Source organism: Pseudomonas muyukensis (assembly GCF_019139535.1).
Classification (GTDB): Bacteria; Pseudomonadota; Gammaproteobacteria; order Pseudomonadales; family Pseudomonadaceae; genus Aquipseudomonas; species Aquipseudomonas muyukensis.
Map to the genome: position 1 here is coordinate 1,113,273 of NZ_CP077073.1, position 22,229 is coordinate 1,135,501.

General features: G+C 66.8%; 18 protein-coding genes. 10 read left to right on the plus strand and 8 right to left on the minus strand.

Annotated elements, in window-relative coordinates; all coding sequences use genetic code 11:
* Nucleotides 1–35: 35 nt before the first annotated feature.
* Both KSS95_RS05055 and gshB read right to left on the minus strand, forming a co-directional pair.
* Nucleotides 36–935, minus strand: coding sequence for an energy transducer TonB (locus KSS95_RS05055; RefSeq protein ID WP_217852183.1), 900 nt, complete (start codon nt 933–935; stop codon nt 36–38).
* A 91-nt stretch (nt 936–1,026) separates the two neighbouring features.
* On the minus strand, nt 1,027–1,980 hold the full coding sequence (gshB, locus tag KSS95_RS05060) for a glutathione synthase (RefSeq protein ID WP_217852186.1): 954 nt from the start codon (nt 1,978–1,980) through the stop codon (nt 1,027–1,029).
* Nucleotides 1,981–2,276: 296 nt separating this feature from the next.
* Between gshB and pilG the strand changes: the two genes are divergently transcribed.
* The 7 genes from pilG to trhA all read left to right on the plus strand — a co-directional run bounded on the left by pilG (nt 2,277) and on the right by trhA (nt 12,234).
* A complete protein-coding gene (pilG, locus tag KSS95_RS05065) occupies nt 2,277–2,678 on the plus strand; it encodes a twitching motility response regulator PilG (protein WP_217852188.1) in 402 nt (133 codons plus the stop codon).
* A 47-nt stretch (nt 2,679–2,725) separates the two neighbouring features.
* A complete protein-coding gene (gene pilH, locus KSS95_RS05070; RefSeq protein WP_217852190.1) occupies nt 2,726–3,091 on the plus strand; it encodes a twitching motility response regulator PilH in 366 nt (121 codons plus the stop codon).
* Entirely contained in the window at nt 3,088–3,642 is a 555-nt protein-coding gene (locus KSS95_RS05075) for a chemotaxis protein CheW (protein WP_217852192.1), read from the plus strand. Before pilH ends, KSS95_RS05075 begins: the two co-directional genes overlap by 4 nt.
* A 50-nt stretch (nt 3,643–3,692) precedes the next feature.
* Nucleotides 3,693–5,732, plus strand: a complete 2,040-nt coding sequence (locus KSS95_RS05080; RefSeq protein ID WP_217853935.1) for a methyl-accepting chemotaxis protein — start codon at nt 3,693–3,695, stop codon at nt 5,730–5,732.
* 10 nt (nt 5,733–5,742) lie between these two features.
* Nucleotides 5,743–11,022 carry a hybrid sensor histidine kinase/response regulator gene (locus KSS95_RS05085; protein WP_217852194.1) on the plus strand — a complete coding sequence of 1,760 codons (5,280 nt, stop codon included), beginning with the start codon at nt 5,743–5,745 and terminating at the stop codon, nt 11,020–11,022.
* A complete protein-coding gene (locus KSS95_RS05090) occupies nt 11,015–11,488 on the plus strand; it encodes a chemotaxis protein CheW (protein ID WP_217852196.1) in 474 nt (157 codons plus the stop codon). Before KSS95_RS05085 ends, KSS95_RS05090 begins: the two co-directional genes overlap by 8 nt.
* Before the next feature lie 128 nt (nt 11,489–11,616).
* Entirely contained in the window at nt 11,617–12,234 is a 618-nt protein-coding gene (trhA, locus tag KSS95_RS05095) for a PAQR family membrane homeostasis protein TrhA (protein ID WP_217852197.1), read from the plus strand.
* Between the two features lie 19 nt (nt 12,235–12,253).
* Here trhA and KSS95_RS05100 read toward each other — a convergent pair whose 3' ends face one another.
* The 4 genes from KSS95_RS05100 to KSS95_RS05115 all read right to left on the minus strand — a co-directional run bounded on the left by KSS95_RS05100 (nt 12,254) and on the right by KSS95_RS05115 (nt 15,710).
* Nucleotides 12,254–12,853, minus strand: a complete 600-nt coding sequence (locus tag KSS95_RS05100; protein WP_217852199.1) for a hypothetical protein — start codon at nt 12,851–12,853, stop codon at nt 12,254–12,256.
* A gap of 144 nt (nt 12,854–12,997) precedes the next feature.
* Complete coding sequence (locus KSS95_RS05105; protein ID WP_217852201.1) at nt 12,998–13,717, minus strand: 16S rRNA (uracil(1498)-N(3))-methyltransferase; 720 nt, start codon at nt 13,715–13,717, stop codon at nt 12,998–13,000.
* A 106-nt stretch (nt 13,718–13,823) separates the two neighbouring features.
* A complete protein-coding gene (locus KSS95_RS05110; protein ID WP_217852203.1) occupies nt 13,824–15,230 on the minus strand; it encodes an adenosylmethionine--8-amino-7-oxononanoate transaminase in 1,407 nt (468 codons plus the stop codon).
* Nucleotides 15,231–15,302: 72 nt separating this feature from the next.
* Nucleotides 15,303–15,710, minus strand: coding sequence for a hypothetical protein (locus tag KSS95_RS05115; RefSeq protein ID WP_217852205.1), 408 nt, complete (start codon nt 15,708–15,710; stop codon nt 15,303–15,305).
* A gap of 201 nt (nt 15,711–15,911) precedes the next feature.
* Here KSS95_RS05115 and KSS95_RS05120 point away from each other — a divergent pair, with 201 nt between their 5' ends.
* From KSS95_RS05120 to KSS95_RS05130, 3 genes are all read left to right on the plus strand, one after another.
* On the plus strand, nt 15,912–17,732 hold the full coding sequence (locus KSS95_RS05120) for a flavin monoamine oxidase family protein (RefSeq protein ID WP_217852207.1): 1,821 nt from the start codon (nt 15,912–15,914) through the stop codon (nt 17,730–17,732).
* Between the two features lie 234 nt (nt 17,733–17,966).
* Nucleotides 17,967–18,518 (plus strand): cytochrome b, encoded by a 552-nt coding sequence (locus tag KSS95_RS05125; protein WP_217852209.1) that lies wholly within the window; start codon nt 17,967–17,969, stop codon nt 18,516–18,518.
* Nucleotides 18,519–18,552: 34 nt separating this feature from the next.
* Nucleotides 18,553–19,131 carry a YceI family protein gene (locus KSS95_RS05130; RefSeq protein ID WP_203648287.1) on the plus strand — a complete coding sequence of 193 codons (579 nt, stop codon included), beginning with the start codon at nt 18,553–18,555 and terminating at the stop codon, nt 19,129–19,131.
* A 156-nt stretch (nt 19,132–19,287) separates the two neighbouring features.
* Here the strand turns inward: KSS95_RS05130 and rhlE2 are convergent, their stop codons facing one another.
* Together rhlE2 and KSS95_RS05140 are read right to left on the minus strand one after the other, a co-directional pair.
* Nucleotides 19,288–21,183, minus strand: coding sequence for an RNA helicase RhlE2 (gene rhlE2 / locus KSS95_RS05135; protein ID WP_217852210.1), 1,896 nt, complete (start codon nt 21,181–21,183; stop codon nt 19,288–19,290).
* A 222-nt stretch (nt 21,184–21,405) separates the two neighbouring features.
* Nucleotides 21,406–22,176, minus strand: coding sequence for a substrate-binding periplasmic protein (locus tag KSS95_RS05140; RefSeq protein WP_217852212.1), 771 nt, complete (start codon nt 22,174–22,176; stop codon nt 21,406–21,408).
* Nucleotides 22,177–22,229: the final 53 nt, after the last annotated feature.

Below are 22,229 nucleotides of genomic sequence, written 5' to 3' on the forward strand. Positions count from 1 at the left end.
GCGCCACCGCAAGATCCAGACCCTTCACCTGCCCGTCAATTGCTCGACAGCTTGTCACCCCGGGCAAAGCGCCAGGTGCGGATGATCTCTAGCCGGTCGAACTCGGCCAGGTCACCGGTGAACGGCGCGAACGGCGCTGCCAGGCGCACGATGCGCTGGGCCGCCTGGTCCAGCACCGGCTGGCCGGAGGACTCCAGCACCAAAACTTCGTACAGCGAGCCGTCGCGGTTGATCGATACCATCATCCGCAAGCTGCCGTACATCTGTTGGCGCCGGGCCTCTTCGGGGTAGTTGAGGTTGCCGATGCGCTCGACCTTCTTGCGCCACTCTTCCTTGTACCAGGCGCCCTTGTCGCGCATGGTCGAGGCGGCGTTCAGGCGATGGATGCGCGGGCGCTTGGCATACAGCTGCTGTTCGTGGGACAGCTCGGCCTCGAGGCTGGCGATCTGGCTGGACAGCTGCGAGCTGTCGAAGGCCGGCGCCTTGGTCTCGGGCTTGGGTTGCGGTTTGCTTTCCTTCGGCCTGGGCTCGACCTTCTGCGGTTTCGGCGCCTGGGTGGCGACCACCGACTTGGCGGGCGCTGGCGGCGTTTGCGGACGGGCGGCCGGGGGCGGGGTGATCTTGTTGATCTTGCTGTCCTGGAACGGCGCGGCCTCGGTGGTCTTGGGCAGCGCCTTCTTGTCCAGGGTGCCGCTGCCCTGCTGGTTGTCCTGGGCCTGGAAGTCAGCCTTCTCTGGCGCTTTCTCGCTCTTGAAGGTGGCCAGGGTGATGTCCATGGTGTGACGGATATCGGCCGGCTTGACCACCGTGAAGCCCACGCCAAGGATCAACGCCAGGTGCACCACGGCAGCCAGGAACAGGGTGAAGCCGAGCCGGTCCACCGGGCGAATGCGCGGTGGCAGCAGGTCGGCGGGGATGTCGGCGGGCAACGTCATCGGGTATCCAGCAACCGCGAGGCGGGGTAGCGGTTCAGTCGAGAAGGACCGGCATCATACCCCACTGCGCGGCTTTGCCACCTGTCCTCGGTCAGCGCGCCTGCAGCTTGCGATCAATGGCATCCATCAACTGGCCGCCAATGTTGGTGTTGTAGGCCGCGTCGATCTCGCGGATGCAGGTCGGGCTGGTGACGTTGATCTCGGTGAGGTGCTCGCCGATCACGTCCAGGCCAACGAACAGCAGGCCCTTTTCGCGCAGGGTCGGGCCAACCTGGGCGGCGATCCAGCGGTCGCGCTCGCTCAGCGGGCGGGCCTCGCCACGCCCGCCGGCGGCCAGGTTGCCACGGGTCTCGCCGCTGGCCGGGATACGCGCCAGGCAGTAGTCCACCGGCTCGCCGTCGATCATCAGGATGCGCTTGTCGCCGTCCTTGATCGCCGGCAGGTAGGCCTGGGCCATGATCTGCTGGGCGCCGAGGGCGGTCAGGGTCTCGAGAATCACCGACAGGTTGGGGTCGCCGGCGCGGTGACGGAAGATCGAGGTGCCGCCCATGCCATCCAGCGGCTTGAGGATCACATCGCCGTGCTTGGCGGCGAACTCGCGGATGATGTCCGCACGGCGGCTGACCAGGGTCGGCGGGGTGCACTGCGGGAACAAGGTGGCGAACAGCTTCTCGTTGCAGTCGCGCAGGCTCTGCGGGCGGTTGACCACCAGCACGCCTTCGGCCTCGGCCTGCTCCAGCAGGTAGGTGCTGTAGACGAACTCCATGTCGAAGGGCGGATCCTTGCGCATCAGGATCACGTCCAGGTCGTTCAGCAGGCTGTCCTGCTCCTCGCCCAGCTCGAACCAGCGGGTCGGGTCGGCGAACACCCTCAGCGGGCGCATCCGCGCGCGGGCCTTGCCTTCGCCCTGGTACAGGTCGCGCTGCTCCATGTAGAACAGGCTCCAGCCGCGCGCTTGGGCGGCCAGCAGCATGGCCAGCGAGCTGTCCTTTTTGTAGGCGATGGACGCGATGGGGTCCATGACAATCCCGAGGCGAACGCTCATGGGGTAATTCCTCTTGGCGGCGATGGCCGCGATGGCACGAAAGAAAAGTGGCTCAGGGTGGCGCCGTGAAGGCTGCGGGTCAAGGGGCGGGGCAGATGGAATGGCTACCCGGAGTATGCTAAAAATGCCAGTCATAGCGCTGTACAGCAGGCCTTTGGGGCAGCTGCGCAGCCCTTTCGCAACACAAGGCCGCTCCTACAGGGGATCGCGGTCTCTTGTAGGAGCGGCCTTGTGTCGCGAAAGGGGCGCGCAGCGGCCCCAGTCTTTCGGCATTATCAGCGACGGTAGCCCAAGTGATGGAACAACCCCTGAAGGTGATGGTGATCGACGATTCCCGCACGATCCGCCGCACCGCGCAGATGTTGCTCGGCGAGGCCGGCTGCGAGGTGATCACCGCCAGCGACGGCTTCGACGCCCTGGCCAAGATCGTCGACCACAAGCCCCGGATCATCTTCGTCGATGTGCTGATGCCGCGCCTTGACGGTTACCAGACCTGCGCCATCATCAAGCACAACAACGCATTCAAGGACACCCCGGTGATCCTGCTCTCTTCCCGCGATGGCTTGTTCGACAAGGCCCGTGGCCGGGTGGTCGGCTCCGACCAGTTCCTGACCAAACCATTCAGCAAGGAAGAGCTGCTCGACGCGATCCGTGCCTGCGTGCCCGGTTTCGTCGCGCAGGATTCACACGCACCCTGACGCCGCCCACGCCGGGCGGCGCCTTTATTTCCTGATGGGGAAACAGCATGGCCCGAGTTCTGATTGTCGACGACTCGCCGACAGAGATGTACCGCTTGACCGAATGGCTCGAAAAGCACGGCCACCAGGTGCTCAAGGCCAGCAACGGTGCCGACGGCGTGGCCCTGGCTCGCCAGGAGAAGCCCGATGCGGTGCTGATGGATATCGTCATGCCCGGCATGAACGGCTTCCAGGCCACCCGCCAGTTGAGCAAGGACCTGGAGACCAGCGCCATCCCGGTGATCGTGGTGACCACCAAGGACCAGGAAACCGACCGCATCTGGGCCACGCGCCAGGGCGCCCGTGATTTCCTGACCAAACCGGTGGAGGAAGACGCCTTGCTGGCCAAGCTCAAAGAAGTGCTCGGCGCTTGACCACCCGCCCTCAGGGCGCGTCATTGACCGCCTTCGAGCTGCTGCTGGACATCGACCGGCGCTGCCGCCTGCTGGTGGCCGATCAGCCGCCCCAGGACATGCGCCTGCAACAGTGGAGCGGCATTGGTTTTCGCGTCGCCGGCCAGTGGTTCGTGGCGCCCATGGGCGAGGTCGCCGAGGTGCTGCGCGAGCCGCGCAGCAGCCGGGTGCCGGGGGTACAACCCTGGGTCCGCGGGGTGGCCAACCTGCGCGGGCGATTGTTACCGGTGATGGACCTGTGCGCGTTCTTCGGCCTCGGCCCAGCCGCTGCCGGCAAGCAGCGCCGGGTGCTGGTGCTGGACCACGAAGAGCTGTTCGCCGGGCTGCTGGTGGACGAGGTCGTGGGCCTGCAGCACTTTGCCCTGAGCAGCCTCGAACTGTCGCCGCCGCAGCCGCTGATACGCGCCGCCGCCGCCTTCGTGCAGGGGCATTTTTCCCGTGAACGCAATTGGGCGATCTTCAGCCCGTTCGCCCTGGCCCAGGCGCCGGGCTTTCTCGATGTGGCGTTGTAGAGGACTTTTCCGTGAGCCAGCCTGTTCCCACCGCCAGCATCCCCGCCGCCGTGTCTCCGGCCGCCGTGGCCCAGCGCCCGCGCAGCACGGCGCAGATCAGCGTGCTGTTCGTGGTGCTGATCCTGTCGATCGTCCTGCTGTTCGCCAATTTCGCCTACCTCAACACCCAGGCCAACCACGACAAGCAGTACATCGGCCATGCCGGCGAGCTGCGCGTGCTGTCGCAGCGCATCGCCAAGAACGCCACCGAGGCGGCGGCGGGCAAGGCCCTGGCGTTTCGCCTGCTGAGCGATGCACGCAACGACTTCGAGCGGCGCTGGCGCTATTTGCGCGAAGGTGACCAGGCCACTGGCCTGCCGGCCGCGCCAGCGGCGGTGCGCGACGAGATGGACGCGGTACGCCAGGATTGGGAAAACCTGCGCAAGAACACCGACACCATCCTCGCCAGCGAGCAGACCGTGCTGTCGTTGCACCAGGTGGCGGCGACCCTGGCCGAGACCGTGCCGCAGTTGCAGGTGGAATACGAGAAGGTCGTCGAGATCCTGTTGCAGAGCGGCGCCCCGGCCAGCCAGGTGGCGGTGGCCCAGCGCCAGTTGCTGCTGGCCGAACGCATCCTGGGCTCGGTCAACACCGTGCTGGCCGGCGATGAAACCTCGGTGCAGGCCGCCGATGCCTTTGGCCGCGACGCCAGCCGCTTCGGCCAGGTGCTCGAGGGCATGCTCGCCGGCAACCCGGCGCTGCAGGTCACCCGGGTCGAGGACGCCGACGCCCGGGCGCGGCTGGCCGAGATCGCCGAGCTGTTCCAGTTCGTCGCCGGCTCCGTGGACGAGATCCTCGAGACCTCGCCGGAGCTGTTCCGGGTGCGCGAGGCCGCCAGTAATATCTTCAGCCTCTCGCAAACCCTGCTCGACGAGGCCTCGCACCTGGCCAACGGTTTCGAGAACCTGGCCGGCGGGCGCACCCTGGACACCGTCGGTGGCTACGTGCTGGGCCTGCTGGCGCTGGCCTCGATCATCCTCATCGGCCTGGTGATGGTGCGCGCCACCAGCCGCCAGTTGCGCGACACGGCAGAAAAGAACGAACGCAACCAGCAGGCGATCATGCGCCTGCTCGACGAGATCGAGGAACTGGCCGACGGCGACCTCACGGTTACCGTGTCGGTCACCGAGGACTTCACCGGCGCCATCGCCGACTCGATCAACTATTCGGTCGACCAGTTGCGTGACCTGGTCGCCACCATCAACCACAGCGCCGAGCAGGTGGCCGCCGCGGTGCAGGACACACAGAACACCGCGCGCCAGCTGGCCAAGGCGTCGGAGCACCAGGCCGAGCAGATCAGCGAAGCCTCCGAGGCCGTGGGCGACATGGTCGAGTCGATCGACCGGGTGTCGGCCCACGCCTACGAATCGGCCAAGGTGGCCGAGCGTTCGGTGGCCATCGCCAACAAGGGCAACGAGGTGGTGCACAACACCATCCATGGCATGGACAACATTCGCGAGCAGATCCAGGACACCGCCAAGCGGATCAAGCGCCTGGGCGAGTCGTCCCAGGAGATCGGTGACATCGTCAGCCTGATCGACGACATTGCCGACCAGACCAACATCCTCGCCCTCAACGCGGCGATCCAGGCCTCGCTGGCCGGCGAGGCCGGGCGCGGCTTCGCCGTGGTCGCCGACGAGGTGCAGCGGCTGGCCGAGCGCTCGTCCTCGGCGACCCGGCAGATCGAGGCGCTGGTGCGCACTATCCAGGCCGATACCAACGAGGCGGTGATCTCCATGGAGCAGACCACCGCCGAGGTGGTGCGCGGCGCCCGCCTGGCCCAGGACGCCGGGGTGGCCCTGGCGGAGATCGAGGGCGTGTCGCAGACCATGGCCGAACTGATCCACAGCATTTCCGACGCCGCCCAGCTACAAACCTCTTCCGCCGGGCAGATTTCCCACACCATGGCGGTGATCCAGCAGATCACCGCGCAAACTTCCGCCGGCTCCGGCGCCACCGCCGACAGCATCCGTCACCTGGCGCGCATGGCCAGCGAGATGCGCCGCTCGGTGTCTGGTTTCACCTTGCCAAAACCGGCAGAGCGCTCGTGAGGACGCGGGCATGACGGTAACCGCGCTGCACCACGCGCGTCACGACACGGTCGCCCTGGCCTGGGCCCGGGCGCCGATCCTCGACTGCCTGGGGCAGGCCCGCCAGGCCCTGGAGCGTTTTTCCGGCGAGCCTGGCGACTTGTCGTTGCTGGCGTTCTTTGTCGACAACCTGCACCTGGTGCACGGCTGCCTGCGCATGCTCGAGCTGCCCGGGGCCACGCGCCTGGCCGAAGAGCTCGAGCTGTTGGCCCGGGCCATCGCCGATGGCCAGGTGAGCCCGCGCGGCGACTGCCTGGGGGCGTTGTTCCGCGGCCTCGAGCAGTTGCCGCCGTATCTGGACCGCTTGCGCGGCGCGCGGCACGACCTGCCACTGGTGGTGCTGCCGCTGCTCAACCAGTTGCGCACCTGCCGCGGCGCCGAGCCGTTGGCCCAGGCCAGCCTGCTCGGCGAACTCGGCCAGCGCATCGCCGGGCCGGCGGACCTGGCCGACCTTGACCTGTCCCTGGGCAACTGGCGCGAGCACATGCAGGCCGGCCCCGGTCGTGACGCCTTGCGCTCGGTGGTGATGGCGCTGTGTGACGACCTGATGCGCATCAAGGACCGCCTCGACCCCTTCGTCGGCGGCGAGCGCCCGCCCCAGGAGCCGTTGCAGGCCTTGCTCGCACCGCTGCGGCATGTCGCCGACACCTTGGCCGTGCTGGGCTTCCAGCAGCCGCGGCGGGTGATCGTCGACCAGGTGCTGGCGCTGCAAGCCCTGCTCGAGCAGGACGGCGCGGTGGACGAGGCGGTGCTGATGGACGTCGCCGGGGCGCTGTTGTACGTGGAGGCCACCCTCAATGGCATGGTCGGCCCGCTGGAGGAAACCAGCCCAGGCAACCTGCCGGGCTCCGACCTGGCCGAGATCCGCCAGTTGGTGCTCAACGAATCGCTCAATGTGTTGCAACAGGCCAAGGACCTGATTGGCGACTGCCTCGAATCGGACTGGTCGCGTCAGCGCCTGCAAGCCTTGCCCGGCCTGTTGCAGCAGGTGCGCGGGGCCCTGGCGATGCTGATGCTGCCGGTGGCCGGCGAAGTGTTCGGTGCCTGTGCCGGTTACGTGCAGGGCTGGCTGGTGCACCTGGAAGACGAACCGCTGCCCGATGAGCTGGCGCACCTGGCCGACGCCCTGAGTGCCGCTGAGGCCTGGCTGCAATGGCGGGTGGCCGATCCGCTGGCCGATGCCCAGGGCTTCATCGACATGGCCCATGCCAGCCTGGCCGCGTTGGGTGTGCAGTGCCAGCGGGTCGAGGCGGCCGCTGCTGCCCCGGCGCCGGACGGCATCGACGACGAGCTGCGTGCGGTGTTCCTCGAAGAGGCGGGTGAGTTGCTGCCGGAGATCGAGCGGCACTGGTTGCGCTGGCGCGCCGACAACGACCTGCGCGAGGCGTTGGTGGAGGTGCGCCGCGCCCTGCACACGCTCAAGGGCAGCGGCCGCATGGTGCATGCCGAGGCGTTGGCGGAGCTGGCCTGGGGCGCCGAGCACCTGCTCAACCGAGTGCTCGAAGGGCGCATCCTGCTTAGCCCCGAAGGCTTGGTGGCATTGCAGCAGGTGTTCGTGCGCCTGCCCGACCTGCTGGCCGACTTCGCCGCCGGGCAGATGCCGGCGAGTCGCGAAATCGAACAACTGGCCGGCCACCTGCATGCGTTGGCGCTCAACGACGCGCCACCCAGCGCCAGTATCGACGGCCTCGACCCGCAGTTGCTGGAGATCTTCCGCAACGAGGCCCAGGGCCATCTGGCCGGGCTCGACGCCTTCTTGCACAGCGTCGACGCCCGTGGCACGCCGGTCAGCGATGACCTGCAGCGCGCGCTGCACACCCTCAAGGGCAGCGCCGCCATGGCTGGGGTGATGCCGGTGGCGGAGCTGGCCACCGCCCTTGACCGCCTGGTACGCGAATACAAGGGCCACCAGTTGCCCTTGCAGGTGGTCGAGGCCGAGCTGCTGGAGGCCGCCCGGGCGTTGTTCCACCTTGGCCTGGCGCAACTGGGCAGCACGCCGCTGGCGCCGATTGCGGGGGCCGCGGCGCTGATCGAGCAGGTCGGCCAGGTGGTCGACGCCCGGCTCGCCCAGCACCAGGCCGAGGGCCATCCGCAGCGTCGGCAGCGGCGCGACCCGCAGATGATCGCCAGCTTCCTGACCTTGGGCATGGACATTCTGCTCGATGCCGAGACCCGCCTGGCCAACTGGCAGGCCCAGCCGGCGCAGCGCCATGAGCTGCAAATGCTGCTCGATGAAATGACCACCCTCGGCCACGGTGCGCACCAGGCTGAACTGTGGCAGGTGGATGAAATCTGCGAAGGCTTGCTCGACCTGTACGGCGCGGTGGAGGAGGGCAGCCTGGCGGTGACCCCGCGGATGTTCGAGGTGGCCCGGCAGGCCCACGAGGCCTTGCTCGACCTGTTCGACGAAGTGGCCGCCGGCCAGGACCTCAGCGCCCGCGCCGAATGCCTGGCGGCCTTGCATGGGTTGCTTGACGATGCCCTCGACCCCACCGCCATGGGCGTGGTCGGTGCCCAGGGGGTGACCCCGCTGGCGCCGCTGGGCGACCTGACCGACCCGGCGGTGGTCGACCTGTTCCTGGAGGAAGCCGGCGATATCCTCGATGGCGCCAACCAGGCGTTGCAGCATTGGCAGCACGACCCGGACAGCGTCTCGGCGCTGTCCACGCTGCAGCATGATATCCAGACGCTCAAGGGCGGCGCGCAGATGGCCGCGATCGGCGCCATCGAAGTGCTCGCCCAGGAACTGGCATTGCTTTACGAGGGCCTGGTCGACCGCCGCCTGGGCGCCAGCCCGGCGCTGTTCGAGCTGCTGCGCCGCAGCCATGGCGCGCTGGCCGACATGCTGCACAGCCTGGGCGAGGGCCATGCCCCGCTGTCGGCGGTGGCGCTGCTTGGCGAGCTGCATGAGTTTCGCCATCACGCGCCGGGGCCCGAGGCGGCGGACGATGAGCAGAGCGCCGAGGGCGACAAGGAGCTGCTGGAGGTCTTCCTCGAGGAAAGCTCGGACATCGTCGAGAGCGCCGCCGAGTCGCTGGCGCGTTGGCAGGCCGACCCGCGCAGCACGGTGGAGGTGGAAAACCTGCTGCGCGACCTGCACACCCTCAAGGGCGGCGCGCGCATGGTCGAGATCGCCGCCATTGGCGACCTGGCCCACGAGCTGGAATTCCTCTACGAACTGTTGGCCGCTGGGCGCCTGCCGCCGACCCCGGCGCTGTTCAGCCTGCTGCAGAACTGCCACGACCGCCTGGCGCACATGCTCGATGCCGCCCGCCTGGGCCAGCCCCTGCATACCGCCACGGCGCTGATCGACTATATCCGCAACTTCTCCAGCGCCGCCTTGACCGACAGCGCCGCCGCCCAGCCGCAAGCCGAGGCCGCCCCCGCCGAGGCGCCGGCCGCCGCGCCGGAACGCGCCGGGGACATGGTCAAGGTCGACGCCGAGTTGCTCGACGACCTGGGCAACCTGGCCGGTGAGCATTCGGTGATCCGGGGGCGCATCGAGCAGCAGGTCAACGATGCCCAGTTCGCCCTGAATGAAATGGAGACCACGCTGGAGCGCATGCGCGACCAGCTGTTGCGCCTGGATATCGAGACCCAGGGACGAATTTCCAGCCGCCAGCAGTTCGAGGGTGACGCCTACGACGACTTCGATCCGCTGGAGATGGACCGCCATTCGCAGTTGCAGCAATTGTCGCGGGCCTTGTTCGAGTCCACCTCGGACCTGCTCGACCTCAAGGAAACCCTGCTCCAGCGCGCCCAGGAGGCGCACAGCCTTCTGCAGCAGCAGGCCCGGGTCAACAGCCAGTTGCAAGAAGGCCTGACCGCCACCCTGATGGTGCCGTTCGAGCGCCTGGTGCCGCGCTTGCAGCGGGTGGTGCGGCAGGTGGCCAGCGAGCTGGGCAAACAGGTCGAACTGGTGGTCGGCAACGCCGAGGGCGAACTGGACCGCAGTGTCCTCGAACGCATGGTCGCCCCCCTGGAGCACATGCTGCGCAACGCCGTCGACCACGGCCTGGAGGCCCGCGAGGCGCGCCTGGCGGCAGGCAAGCCGGAGCTGGGCACCATCCACCTGAACCTGTTGCACGAAGGCGCCGACATCGTCATCGAAATGAGCGACGACGGTGCCGGGGTGCCGTTGACGGCGGTGCGCGAAAAGGCGATCAAGCGTGGCCTGCTCGATCCGCTGGCGCGTCTGAGTGACCACGAGATCCTGCAGTTCATCCTGCGTCCGGGGTTCTCCACCGCCGAGAAGATCACCCAGATCTCCGGGCGCGGCCTGGGCATGGACGTGGTGCACGAAGAGGTCAAGCAACTGGGCGGCTCGATGAGCATCGAGTCCAGCCCCGGCAAGGGCGCGCGCTTCCTGATCCGCCTGCCGTTCACCGTATCGGTGAACCGGGCGCTGATGGTGCACGTCGACGACGAACAGTACGCCATCCCGCTGAACACCATCGAAGGCATCGTCCGCGTGCCGCCGGCCGAGCTCGAGGCCTGCTACCGGCTGGATCCGCCGCGCTACACCTACGCCGGCCACGACTACGCGCTGCGCTACCTCGGCGAGCTGCTGCAAGGTGGCGGCCAGCCGCAGCTGCTGGGCCAGAGCGTGCCCTTGCCGGTGCTGCTGACCCACTCCCACGAGCAGTCGTTCGCCATCCAGGTCGACAGCCTGTCGCCCAGCCGCGAGATCGTGGTAAAGAGCCTGGGGCCGCAGTTCGCCGCGGTACCGGGGCTGTCCGGCGCGACCCTGCTCGGCGATGGCCGGGTGGTGCTGATTCTCGACCTGCTCGGCCAGTTGCGTGGCCAGCAGCGTCGCCTGGCGCGCCTGCCCGGCGCGCTCGACAGCCAGCGTGCGTTGACCGGCCCGGCGCCACGGCGGCCCTTGCTGGTGATGGTGGTGGACGACTCGGTCACCGTGCGCAAGGTCACCAGCCGCTTGCTGGAACGCCACGGCATGAGCGTGCTGACGGCCAAGGATGGGCTGGATGCCATGGCCTTGCTCGAAGAGCACCGTCCCGATGTGCTGCTGCTGGATATCGAGATGCCGCGCATGGATGGTTTCGAGGTGGCGACGCGCATCCGCCGTGACGAGCGCTTGAAGCAGTTGCCGATCATCATGATCACCTCGCGCACCGGCCAGAAGCACCGCGACCGGGCCATGGCCATCGGTGTCAACGAGTACCTGGGCAAGCCGTACCAGGAGTCGTTGCTGCTGCAGAGCATCGCCCACTGGAGCCAGTACCATGCTTGAACATATCGCCGGCCAGCGCAGCAACCTGATCGGTTTGTTATTGCCGCTGGGCGACCGCACCCTGGTGCTGCCCAACGTGGCGGTGGCCGAGTTGATCGGCCATCGCGCCATTGCCTGCGAGGCGGGCGAGCCGCAGTGGCACCTGGGCTGGGTAGACTGGCGCCAGCAACGCTTGCCGTTGATCGGTTTCGAGGCCGCCTGCGGTGGGCAGACCCTCTGCGGCGAGCGGGCGCGTATCGTCGTGCTCAATGCCCTGGGCGATACCGGGCTGCGTTACCTGGCGGTGTTGCTGCAGGGCATCCCGCGCTCGTGCAAGCTCGACAGCCAGCTCAACTACGTGGATGTGCCCCTGGCCGGGTTGGAACTGGCGGCGGTGCAGGTGGGCGAGCAGGTGGCCCGGGTCCCGGACCTGGCGGCGCTGGAACGGCTGGTGCGTGACGCGGATCTGCAATCAGTCGCAGGCTAGGATGTGCCGAGTGAAGCGGGCGCAGTCGCTCGATCGTTGGAGCCGGCGGTGCCGGCGAACACCGGCTACGCCGGTGCCATTCTGCGCGTCCTCAGGAACCTCATGCGCCTCGGGAGGTCTGTGCTTGCATGTACTACGGTGAACGTTTCAATGCCTGGACCCACCTGGTCGGTGCGGTCCTGGCCTGTATCGGCGCGATCTGGCTGATCGTCGTGGCCGGGTTGCAGGGCGATCCCTGGAAGATTGTCAGTTTTTCCATCTATGGCACCACCTTGCTGCTGCTCTACAGCATCTCCACCCTCTACCACAGCACCCGTGGCCGGGCGAAGCGGGTCATGCGCAAGCTCGACCACCTGTCGATCTACCTGCTGATCGCCGGCAGCTACACCCCGTTCTGCCTGGTCAGCCTGCGTGGGCCCTGGGGCTGGAGCCTGTTCGGGGTGGTCTGGGGGCTGGCGCTGATCGGCATGTTGCAGGAGATAAAACCACGCTCGGAGGCGCGGATCCTGTCGATCGTCATCTACGCGGTGATGGGCTGGATCGTGCTGGTGGCGGTCAAGCCGTTGCTGCACTCGCTCGGTACTGCCGGCTTTGTCTGGCTGGCCAGTGGCGGAGTGCTGTACACCGTGGGCATCATCTTCTTCGCCCTCGACAGCCGCCTGCGCCACGCCCACGGCATCTGGCACCTGTTCGTCATCGCTGGCAGCCTGATGCACTTCGTGGCGGTGTCTTTCTACGTATCCTGACCGGCCCCTCGCGGCCAGGTCAGTTGTAATCGCCCATCACGCAGCTGTTCGGGTGGCTCTGGCACAAGCGCTGGGTGGTTCTGAGGTGGTCATGGAAGCGTTCGGCGTGCTCGCTCCACCAGTGCTCATTGAACCGCTGCAGGGTCTGGACGATGTGACCGCCTTGCGCAGGCGCTTCGGGGGTGGGGTCTGCCTTGATCAGGGGCCAGAGGACGTTGAACTCGGCGATCAGTGCTTGCCGTGTGCTGTCGAGCGTGGCCGGGTCGGCAGCCGGGTGCTCGCGGTTGAAGTCCGCCAGCGCCAGGCTGACGTACTGTTCCAGCACCGGCGGCGGCCTGAGCGCCTGGGCACCTGCGAGCAGCGTCGCGTGCAGCCCTGGGGTCAGCGCGTCGATGTAGCAGAAGCCAAAGTGCATCCTGGGTTTGCCGTCATGCCCGCGCTGCTTCATCGCGGCCTTGCACAGCGCGAGCTTTTGCTCGTGGGTCTGCACTTCAGGGCAGGGCGCGTCCGCTTTGCAGGGGGCCGGCCCGGGCCCCAGTGCCAGCGTGTTGCGCTCGAAAAACAGCAGGCCGGCCAGCACGCAAACGGCCAGGAACCCAAGCAGGGTCAAGATCCTCATCGCCACCCCTTCCGGAAGTTTTCCACAGTCGGGAAACCTTATGAGAGCGGCCTGCCGGGCGCTACTGGCAAAACTGCCAGTGGCTGTTTGGCATGAGTTTTTCGGAAAATTCCCAGCCAAACCCTGGCATAGGTGGCTGGCGGGTCAGAAATCTCCCCAAAGCTGCTGTGCCACCGACAGCGCCACCACCGGGGCTGTCTCGGTGCGCAGCACGCGGGGGCCAAGGCGCGCGGCATGGAAGCCAGCGGCCTTGGCCTGCTCGACCTCGGCGTCGCTGAGGCCGCCTTCGGGGCCGATCAGGAACGCCAGGTTGCCCGGTTGCGCGTGGCTGGTCAGCGGCGCCGCCACCGGATGCAAGACCAGCTTGAGGTCGGCCTCGGTGCTTTTCAGCCATTCGGCCAGGGTCACCGGCGGTTGGATCACCGGCAAGGTCGAGCGGCCGCATTGCTCACAGGCGCTGATCGCCACCTGGCGCCAGTGGGCCAGACGCTTGTCGGCGCGTTCGTCCTTCAGGCGCACCTCGCAGCGTTCACTGACGATCGGGGTGATCAGGTTGGCACCCAGTTCGGTGGCTTTCTGGATCGCCCAGTCCATGCGTTCGCCCCGGGACAAGCCCTGGCCGAGGTGGATATGCAGCGGCGACTCGGCAAGGCCTGGCAAGGCCTGGTCGAGTTGCACGCGCACGCTTTTCTTGCCCACCTCCAGCAGCTGGCCAAGGAACTCCTGGCCGCTGCCGTCGAACAATTGCACGGCGTCGCCGGCGGCCATGCGCAGCACGCGGCCGATGTAGTGGGCCTGGGCCTCGGGCAGGTCGTGCTCGCCCAGGCCGAGTGGGGCGTCGATGAAGAAGCGGGACAGTCTCATGGTTCTACTCGGAATCTGTTGAGGGCATCGTCCCTGCCGGGGCCGCTTCGCGGCCCTTGCGCGCCAGAAGGCCGCGCCTGCAGGGGACGGCGTAAAGGCATGGGGTTTAGCCCGGGTCGCGGAAGCCGGGGTAGAAATTGGCCGGCACCGCCACGCTGAGGCTATCGCGGGTGGCGATGTCGATGCCTTCGCTGGCCACCTCGGCGAGGAAATCGATCTGCTCGGGGGTGATCACGTAGGGCGGCAGGAAGTACACCACGCTGCCCAGTGGGCGCAACAGCGCGCCACGGCTCAGGGCGTGCTCGAAGACCTTCAGGCCGCGGCGCTCCTGCCATGGGTAGGCGGCTTTGCTGGCCTTGTCCTGGACCATCTCGATGGCCAGGGCCATGCCGGTCTGGCGGATCTCGGCGACATGGGCGTGCTCGGCCAGGTGCGCGGTGGCGCTGGCCATGCGCGCGGCCAGGGCCTGGTTGGCCTCGATCACGTTGTCTTGCGCGAAGATATCCAGGGTCGCCAGCGCCGCGGCGCAGGCCAGCGGGTTGCCGGTGTAGCTGTGCGAATGGAGGAAGGCGCGCAGGGTCGGGTAGTCGTCGTAGAAGGCCTGGTACACCTTGTCGGTGGTCAGGCAGGCCGCCAGCGGCAGGTAACCGCCGGTCAGGGCCTTGGACAGGCACAGGAAGTCCGGACGGATGCCGGCCTGTTCGCAGGCGAACATCGTGCCGGTACGGCCGAAGCCCACGGCGATTTCGTCATGGATCAGGTGCACGTCGTAGCGGTCGCAGGCTTCGCGCAGCAGCTTGAGGTACACCGGATGGTACATGCGCATGCCGCCGGCACCCTGGATCAGCGGCTCGACGATAACCGCCGAAATGGTCTCGTGGTGTTCGGCCAGGGTGTGTTCCATCGCGGCGAACAGGTTGCGCGAATGTTCTTCCCAGCCCATGCCTTCAGGGCGGTGGTAGCAGTCGGGGCTGGGCACCTTGATGGTGTCCAGCAGCAGGGCCTTGTAGGTCTCGGTGAACAACGGCACATCACCCACCGACATCGCGGCGATGGTTTCGCCGTGGTAGCTGTTGGTCAGGGTGACGAAGCGCTTCTTCTGCGGCTTTCCCGTGTTCTGCCAGTAGTGGAAGCTCATCTTCAGCGCCACTTCGATGCACGACGAGCCATTGTCGGCGTAGAACACCCGCTCCAGCCCGGCTGGCGTCATCGCTACCAGGCGCTCGGACAGTTCGATCGCCGGCTGGTGGCTGAAACCGGCGAGGATCACATGTTCGAGCTGGTCGACCTGGTCCTTGATGCGCTGGTTGATCCGCGGGTTGGCGTGGCCGAACACGTTGACCCACCAGGAGCTGACGGCGTCCAGGTAGCGTTTGCCTTCGAAGTCCTCGAGCCAGACCCCTTTACCGCGTTTGATCGGGATCAGCGGCAGCTGTTCGTGGTCTTTCATCTGGGTGCAGGGGTGCCACAGGACCTTGAGGTCGCGTTGCATCCACTGATCGTTGAGGCCCATGGGCTTTGCTCCTGGCGTTACGGCGAGTTTGACCGCGTAAGCCTAAGCAAAGCCGGGGGGCAGGACAACCGCTCAGTGCAGGCGCAGCGGTGACCATCGCAGGGCGCGCAGGTGCACGGTCGAATGCGGGCCGGTGGAGAGGGTCAGGCTGCACAGCGGGCTGGAGCGTTCATGCAGGTGGTGGCCGAACTGGGTGGGGCTGGGGACAAAGACATTGTCGCCGTCAAAAAAGGTCAGCCAGTAGGCATGCACGACTTGCCTGCCAAACCGGCAGATTTGCGTATCCAGCGATAGATCGTGCACGGGGCGGCAGAAGTCGATGGTGACGTCGCATTCACCGGTAAGCGTCAGCTGAACGGCGCGTTCATCCTGCGCTGTCAGGTAGTGCGACCATTGCACATCCCCTTGCGTCGAGATCTTCCAGCCCGTCGAGCGGTTCCAGTCATGGCTTGGCGACAAGGCGTACGCGGTATGGCTCATGGAGAAGCGTCCGATGCTGCTGAGTCCTTGCCCAGATTGCTGGCCAAGCGCTGAGTGGGCAACTGGCAAAATTACCAGTTGCCAAAAGCACTTGATGTCACTGCGCTGGCAGGGTCTGCGAGGGTGACGTATTCTTAACGCATCTCTGCCGGGGCGTTCTTCCCCGATTTTTCTGTCGTTCTACAACCGGAGTTCGCCATCATGGCTGCTGCTTGGGTGCGCCTGTGCGCGTTGGTATTGATTGGTGTGTCCAGCGGTGCCGCGCTGGCCAAGGACAAGACGGCGATCGTCGTCGGTGGTGGCCTGGCGGGCCTGACGGCGGCCTATGAGCTGCAGAGCAAGGGCTGGCAGGTGACCCTGCTGGAGGCCAAGTCGGGCATGGGCGGGCGTTCGGGCCTGGCCACCAGCGAATGGATCGGCAACGACAAGACCCAGCCGGTGCTCAACCGGTATCTGCAGCAGTTCAAGGTTGCCACCCTGCCGGCGCCGGAGTTCGTGCGGACCCCCGGCTACCTGATCGACGGCGAGTACTTCAGCGCCGCCGACCTGACCGCCAAGCAGCCCGCCACCGCCGAGGCGCTCAAGCGCTACGAGAAGACCCTCGACGACCTCGCCCGCTCGATCGACGACCCGCTCAACCCGGCGGCCAACAGCACCTTGTTCGCCCTCGACCAGATGAACGTCTCCACCTGGCTCGACAAGCTGCAATTGCCCGCCACCGCCCGTCAGCTGGTCAACCAGCAGATCCGTACCCGCTATGACGAGCCGTCGCGCCTGTCGCTGCTGTACTTCGCCCAGCAGAACCGCGTCTACCGCAATGTCAGCGACCGTGACCTGCGCGCCGCGCGCCTGCCCGGCGGCAGCCCGGTGCTGGCCCAGGCCTTCGTCAAGCAGTTGAAGACCATCAAGACCAGCTCGCCGGTCACCGCCATCGTCCAGGACAAGGATGGCGTAACCGTCAAGGTCGGCGCGGTGGGCTACCAGGCCGATTACCTGGTCATGGCCGTGCCCCTACGCGCGCTGGCCAAGATCCAGATGACCCCGGGCCTGGACAACCAGCACCTGGCGGCGCTCAAAGGCACCAACTACGGCTGGCGCGACCAGCTGATGCTCAAGTTCAAGAACCCTGTGTGGGAAAGCCGTGCGCGGATGTCCGGTGAAATCTTCAGCAACACCGGCCTGGGCATGCTGTGGATCGAGCCTGCGCTCAAGGGCGGGGCCAACGTGGTGATCAACCTGTCTGGCGACAACGCTCGCCTGTTGCAGGCCTTCGGTGACAAGCAGATGGTCGACCAGGTGCTGATCCGCCTGCATGCCTTCTACCCGCAGGCCCGGGGCGCCTTCACCGGCTACGAGGTGCGTCGCTACAGCACCGACGCCGGCATGGGCGGTGCCTACCTGGCCTTCGGCCCAGGGCAGATCAGCAAGTACTGGCGCCTGTGGGAGCGCCCGGTGCAGCGCATCGCGTTCGCCGGCGAGCACACCGATGCGTTGTACCCCGGTACCCTCGAAGGTGCCCTGCGCAGTGGCCAGCGCGCCGCCGGGCAGGTCCAGGAACTGGCCGCGGGCAAGTCGTTCGACCCGGTCAAGGCCGCACCGGTAGCGGCGGCGGCAGCAGCGAAAGACCAGGGCGGGTTCTTCTCCAAGCTGTTCGGCGGCTCTGCCGACAAGGCGCCGGCCAAGGCCGAGGCGGCGAAAGCCGAAGCGGCCAAGGATGACAAGCCGGGCTTCTTCTCGCGTCTGTTCGGCGCGAGCGACAAGCCCGAGGTCAAGGCCGCACCGATCGCCAAGGCCGAAGAGCTCGCGCCGGCACCTGCCGCGGCGCCTGCGCCCGTAGCCCCGGCGCCGGTGGCCAAGGAGCAACCGGCCAAGGTCGCGCCGGCCAAACCTGCTGCCGCGCATAAACCGGCGGCCAAGCCTGTGCATAAACCTGCGGCCAAGCCCGCACCGGTGAAAAAGGCCACGGCCAAGGGTGAGCCTGCCAAGAAAGCGGTGGTCAACACCCAGGCCAAGGCCAACTGATCGATAGCGGCCCTCGCGGGCCAGCCCGCTCCCATGGCCACAGGTGGGGGCGGGCTGGCCTCGCGATCAGATCCTGGCATCTCCTCTTTGAGCGTCTATCGTTAATGTTTCCTTAATGGGAAGCTTGCAGACTTCATATCGGATTTCTCGATCATCCGAAGCAGTTTTTTCCGCTTTTATTCGATACGTTAGCCGCTAGTCTTGTGCACAGCTTTCACGGGGAAATACGCCAACATGCAACTGCGCAATTCATCTTCTCGCTATGGCTTGGTCAGCATCATCCTGCACTGGGGCGTGGCGCTGGCAGTCTTCGGCCTGTTCGGCCTCGGGCTGTGGATGGTCGGCCTGGACTACTACAACCCATGGCGCAAGTCCGGCCCTGATCTGCACAAGAGCATTGGCCTGGTGTTGTTGGCGGTGATGGTGCTGCGCGTGCTGTGGCGTTTCATCAGCCCACCGCCACCGGCGCCGGCCAACCACGGCAAGGCCACCCGCCTGGCCGCCAAGCTGGGGCACCTGGCGCTGTACCTGGGCTTGTTCGCGGTCATGGCCGCGGGCTACCTGATCTCCACCGCCGACGGTGTGGGCATCCCGGTGTTCGGCTTGTTCGAGGTGCCTGCGCTGGTCAGTGACCTGCCTGACCAGGCCGATACCGCTGGCGTCATCCACTTGTGGCTGGCCTGGGGCCTGGTGATTTTCGCCGTGCTGCACGCCCTGGCCGCCATCAAGCACCATTTCATCGACCGTGACGCGACCCTCACCCGCATGCTGGGCCGCAAAGCTTGACTCTCAACCTCAATTGCAAAGGAAGGAAGTAAGGATGTTGAAAAAGACTTTTGCCGCTCTGGCGCTCGGTACCGCTCTGATCTCTGCTGGCCAGGCCATGGCTGCCGAGTACAAGATCGACAAGGAAGGCCAGCACGCCTTCGTGGACTGGAAGATCAGCCACCTGGGCTACAGCTTCATCCACGGCACCTTCAAGGATTTCGACGGCAACTTCACCTGGGACAGCGCCAAGCCCGAGGCCAGCAAGATCAGCGTCGACCTGAAGACTGCCAGCCTGTGGTCCAATCACGCCGAGCGTGACAAGCACATCGCCAGTAAAGACTTCCTCGATGTGAAGAAGTACCCGGATGCCAAGTTCGTCTCCACCAGCGTCAAGTCGACCGGTGAGAAGACCGCCGACGTGACCGGTGACCTGACCCTGCACGGCGTGACCAAGCCGGTCACCTTCAAGGCTGTGTTCAACGGCGAGGGCAAGGACCCGTGGGGCGGCGAGCGCGCCGGCTTCAACGCCAAGACCACGCTGAACCTGAACGACTTCGGGATCAAGGGCCCAGGCCCGACTTCGCAAACCCTGGACCTGGATATCAGTGTCGAAGGCGTGAAGCAGAAGTAATCCGCGTTAGTTGAACGACCGAGGGGCCGCTACGCGGCCCTTTCGCGGCACAAGGCCGCTCCTACGAGTTCAGCGCAGCCCTTTGGCGCAGCGCAGTACCGGTAGGAGCGGCCTTGTGCCGCGAAAGGGCTGCATAGCAGCCCCTCGGTGTTTCAATCAGCCTTTGCGGGTCAGCAAGGCCGGGCGCTCACCGCGTGGGCGGGCTGGCAGGTCGTCCAGTTGCTCGGGCGTCGGGTAGCGGTCGAGCTTGGATTCCTTGCGGATGATCACCGGCGCGCTCTGCGATTCGCGCGGGTTGCGCACGGCAGGCTCCTGGCGGGCCGAGTCGTCACGGCGGTTGCGCCCGGCGTTGTTGTCACGACGGGCGCCGCCATTGCTGCCGCCGCCGTTGCGAGGACGCTTGTCGCCGCCCTGGCCCTGGCCTTGACGCTGCTGGCCATTGCCACGGGCTTGCCCCTGGCCTTGGCCGCCGCCACTGCGCTGCCCCTGGCCTTGAGCCTGGCCGCCGCCACCTGGGCGACGATTGCGGCCCTGGTTCTTGGCGTTCTGGTAGGGGCTGACGTAGTCGGCGCGATTACCGAAGTTGTCGACGTCGTCGTCGAGGAATTCTTCCGGGTCACGGTCGGCAGGTACCGCCGGCATGGCCTTCTGGCCTTGGGCCGACTGCTGCTGGCGGGGTTTCTTGTCGCGTGGCTTGCGCTGCTGGCCTTGCTGCTGCTTGTCGCCAGACTTCTCCTTCTCGGCGGGCTTCTCGGCCGCAGGCTTGTTACGGCCTTTGTCCTTGCCCTTGTCCTTGCGACCCCCGCTGTCCTTGCTGCCTTCGCCACGCGACTGCTGGTTGCGGCCACCGCGGCCGTTGTTTTGCGGGCGCTCGCGGACTTCCGGCTTTTCCGCTTCGACCTGCGAAGCGTCGAAGCCCATCAGGTCGCCGTCCGGGATCCGCTGCTTGGTGACGCGCTCGATGCTCTTGAGCAGCTTCTCTTCATCCGGGGCGACCATCGAGATGGCCTCGCCCGAACGACCGGCGCGGCCGGTACGGCCGATACGGTGGACGTAGTCTTCCTCGACGTTGGGCAGCTCGAAGTTGACCACGTGGGGCAACTGGTCGATGTCCAGGCCGCGGGCAGCGATATCAGTGGCCACCAGCACGCGCACGGTGTTGGCCTTGAAGTCGGCCAGGGCCTTGGTGCGGGCGTTCTGGCTCTTGTTGCCGTGGATCGCGGCGGCGCTCAGGCCGTGCTTTTCCAGGTACTCGGCCAGGCGGTTGGCGCCGTGCTTGGTACGGGTGAACACCAGCACCTGTTCCCAGGCCCCGAGGGTGATCAAGTGTGCCAGCAGTGCGCGCTTGTGGCTGGCCGGCAGGCGGTAGACCCGCTGCTCGATACGCTCGACGGTGGTGTTCGGCGGCGTGACCTCGATGCGCTCGGGGTTGTGCAGCAGTTTGTCGGCGAGGTCGGTGATGTCCTTGGAGAAGGTCGCCGAGAACAGCAGGTTCTGGCGCTTGGCCGGCAGGCGCGCCAGCACTTTCTTGACATCGTGGATGAAGCCCATGTCGAGCATGCGGTCGGCTTCGTCCAGCACCAGGATCTCGACCCGAGACAAGTCGACGCTGCCCTGGCCGGCCAGGTCGAGCAGGCGGCCCGGGCAGGCGACCAGTACGTCGACGCCCTTGGCCATGGCCTGGACCTGTGGGTTCATGCCGACGCCGCCGAAGATGCAGGCGCTGATGAAGTTCAGGTCGCGGGCGTAGATCTTGAAGCTGTCATGCACCTGGGCGGCCAGCTCGCGGGTCGGCGTCAGCACCAGCACGCGCGGCTGGCGCGGGCCGTGGCGTTGCGACTTGTCGGGGTGGCCGCCCGGGAACAGGCGCTCGAGGATCGGCAGGGCGAAGCCGCCGGTTTTACCAGTACCTGTCTGGGCGGCGACCATCAGGTCGCGACCTTGCAACACGGCGGGAATCGCCCGCTGTTGCACCGGGGTGGGCTGGGTGTAGCCCGCAGCCTCGATAGCGCGGACAAGAGCCTCGGAGAGACCGAGGGAAGCAAAGGACATGGGCAATCCTGTTCTCGTGGGGGCTGGGCCCGATGGGGTGTTCTGCCTGGCGCGACGGGCATCGGCGGGATGCGATCGCGTCCGGTCCAGCTGGGCGTTCACTGCGCATCCTGGAGGCGGCGGGCGGGCACCAGGGGTGCGCTGCTGCGGGTCGAGATGCCGATGGCGAGGCCGAGCGTCCGGGCGTGAGCCGGGCGGGAAGGCTCGAGTATAACAGAGCAATCAGCGTGTGCCGCTTTCCTGCTGCTCAACGGCGAAAGGAAAATCCTGCTGGCCGAGGTAGCGGGCGCTGATCGCGGCATAGGCAGGCTCCTGCTTGAAGCGTCGCAGTTCATCGGCGAAGGCCTGGGCCAGGGCTTCGCGCCCTGGCTTGCGGGCCAGCCCCAGGTACTGTGGGTGGCGGCTGATGACCAGCGGCAGCGCTTCGACGTCCTGCTCGATGCCCAGTTGGCGGCTCAGGTAGTGGCCGAGGCGGCGATCGGTTACCAGCAGGTCGATGCGCCCGAGCATCAGCTTGCCGAAGTTGGCTTCATGGCTGGGGGCCGATTCGCGGCGGAACAGCGGCGAGTCGCTGAAGGCGGGGTTATAGGTATAGCCCGGCGAAGTGCCCACGGTCAGCCCGGCCAGGTCTTCCAGGCGGCGCACCGGGTGCGGCCGGCTGCGGGCCTGGTACAGGACGAATTCGACCTGCGACATCGGCTCGTCCGGGTAGACCAGGTAGTCGCGGCGCGACTCGACCTGGAAGATATCCATCACGCCGTCCGCCAGGCCTTGCTCGACCATGGCCAGGCAGCGCCGCCAGGGCAGGAACTGCCACTGCACCTCGATGCCCAGGCGTCGGAACACCTCGTTGGTCACTTCGTAGTCGATGCCCTGGGGCCGGTTGTTGGCCTGGAACAGGTAGGGCGCCCAGTCGTCGCTGACAATGCGCAGGCGTTCCGCCTGTGCCAGCGGGCTCAGGCAGGCGAGCAGCAACAGCAGGAGGGAAGGCATCAGCAGGCGCATGGCGCGAGATTACGCTGGCAGCCCAGGCAAGACCAGTGGGC

Excerpts from the sequence above, each read along its gene's own strand:
- KSS95_RS05125 (WP_217852209.1), top strand. The coding sequence starts at position 17,967 with ATGCAACTGCGCAATTCATCTTCTCGCTATGGCTTGGTCAGCATCATC.
- gshB (WP_217852186.1), bottom strand. The coding sequence starts at position 1,980 with ATGAGCGTTCGCCTCGGGATTGTCATGGACCCCATCGCGTCCATCGCC.
- KSS95_RS05130 (WP_203648287.1), top strand. The coding sequence starts at position 18,553 with ATGTTGAAAAAGACTTTTGCCGCTCTGGCGCTCGGTACCGCTCTGATC.
- pilH (WP_217852190.1), top strand. The coding sequence starts at position 2,726 with ATGGCCCGAGTTCTGATTGTCGACGACTCGCCGACAGAGATGTACCGC.
- KSS95_RS05085 (WP_217852194.1), top strand. The coding sequence starts at position 5,743 with ATGACGGTAACCGCGCTGCACCACGCGCGTCACGACACGGTCGCCCTG.
- trhA (WP_217852197.1), top strand. The coding sequence starts at position 11,617 with ATGTACTACGGTGAACGTTTCAATGCCTGGACCCACCTGGTCGGTGCG.
- KSS95_RS05115 (WP_217852205.1), bottom strand. The coding sequence starts at position 15,710 with ATGAGCCATACCGCGTACGCCTTGTCGCCAAGCCATGACTGGAACCGC.
- KSS95_RS05090 (WP_217852196.1), top strand. The coding sequence starts at position 11,015 with ATGCTTGAACATATCGCCGGCCAGCGCAGCAACCTGATCGGTTTGTTA.
- KSS95_RS05140 (WP_217852212.1), bottom strand. The coding sequence starts at position 22,176 with ATGCCTTCCCTCCTGCTGTTGCTGCTCGCCTGCCTGAGCCCGCTGGCA.
- KSS95_RS05055 (WP_217852183.1), bottom strand. The coding sequence starts at position 935 with ATGACGTTGCCCGCCGACATCCCCGCCGACCTGCTGCCACCGCGCATT.
- KSS95_RS05120 (WP_217852207.1), top strand. The coding sequence starts at position 15,912 with ATGGCTGCTGCTTGGGTGCGCCTGTGCGCGTTGGTATTGATTGGTGTG.
- pilG (WP_217852188.1), top strand. The coding sequence starts at position 2,277 with ATGGAACAACCCCTGAAGGTGATGGTGATCGACGATTCCCGCACGATC.
- KSS95_RS05100 (WP_217852199.1), bottom strand. The coding sequence starts at position 12,853 with ATGAGGATCTTGACCCTGCTTGGGTTCCTGGCCGTTTGCGTGCTGGCC.
- KSS95_RS05105 (WP_217852201.1), bottom strand. The coding sequence starts at position 13,717 with ATGAGACTGTCCCGCTTCTTCATCGACGCCCCACTCGGCCTGGGCGAG.
- KSS95_RS05110 (WP_217852203.1), bottom strand. The coding sequence starts at position 15,230 with ATGGGCCTCAACGATCAGTGGATGCAACGCGACCTCAAGGTCCTGTGG.
- rhlE2 (WP_217852210.1), bottom strand. The coding sequence starts at position 21,183 with ATGTCCTTTGCTTCCCTCGGTCTCTCCGAGGCTCTTGTCCGCGCTATC.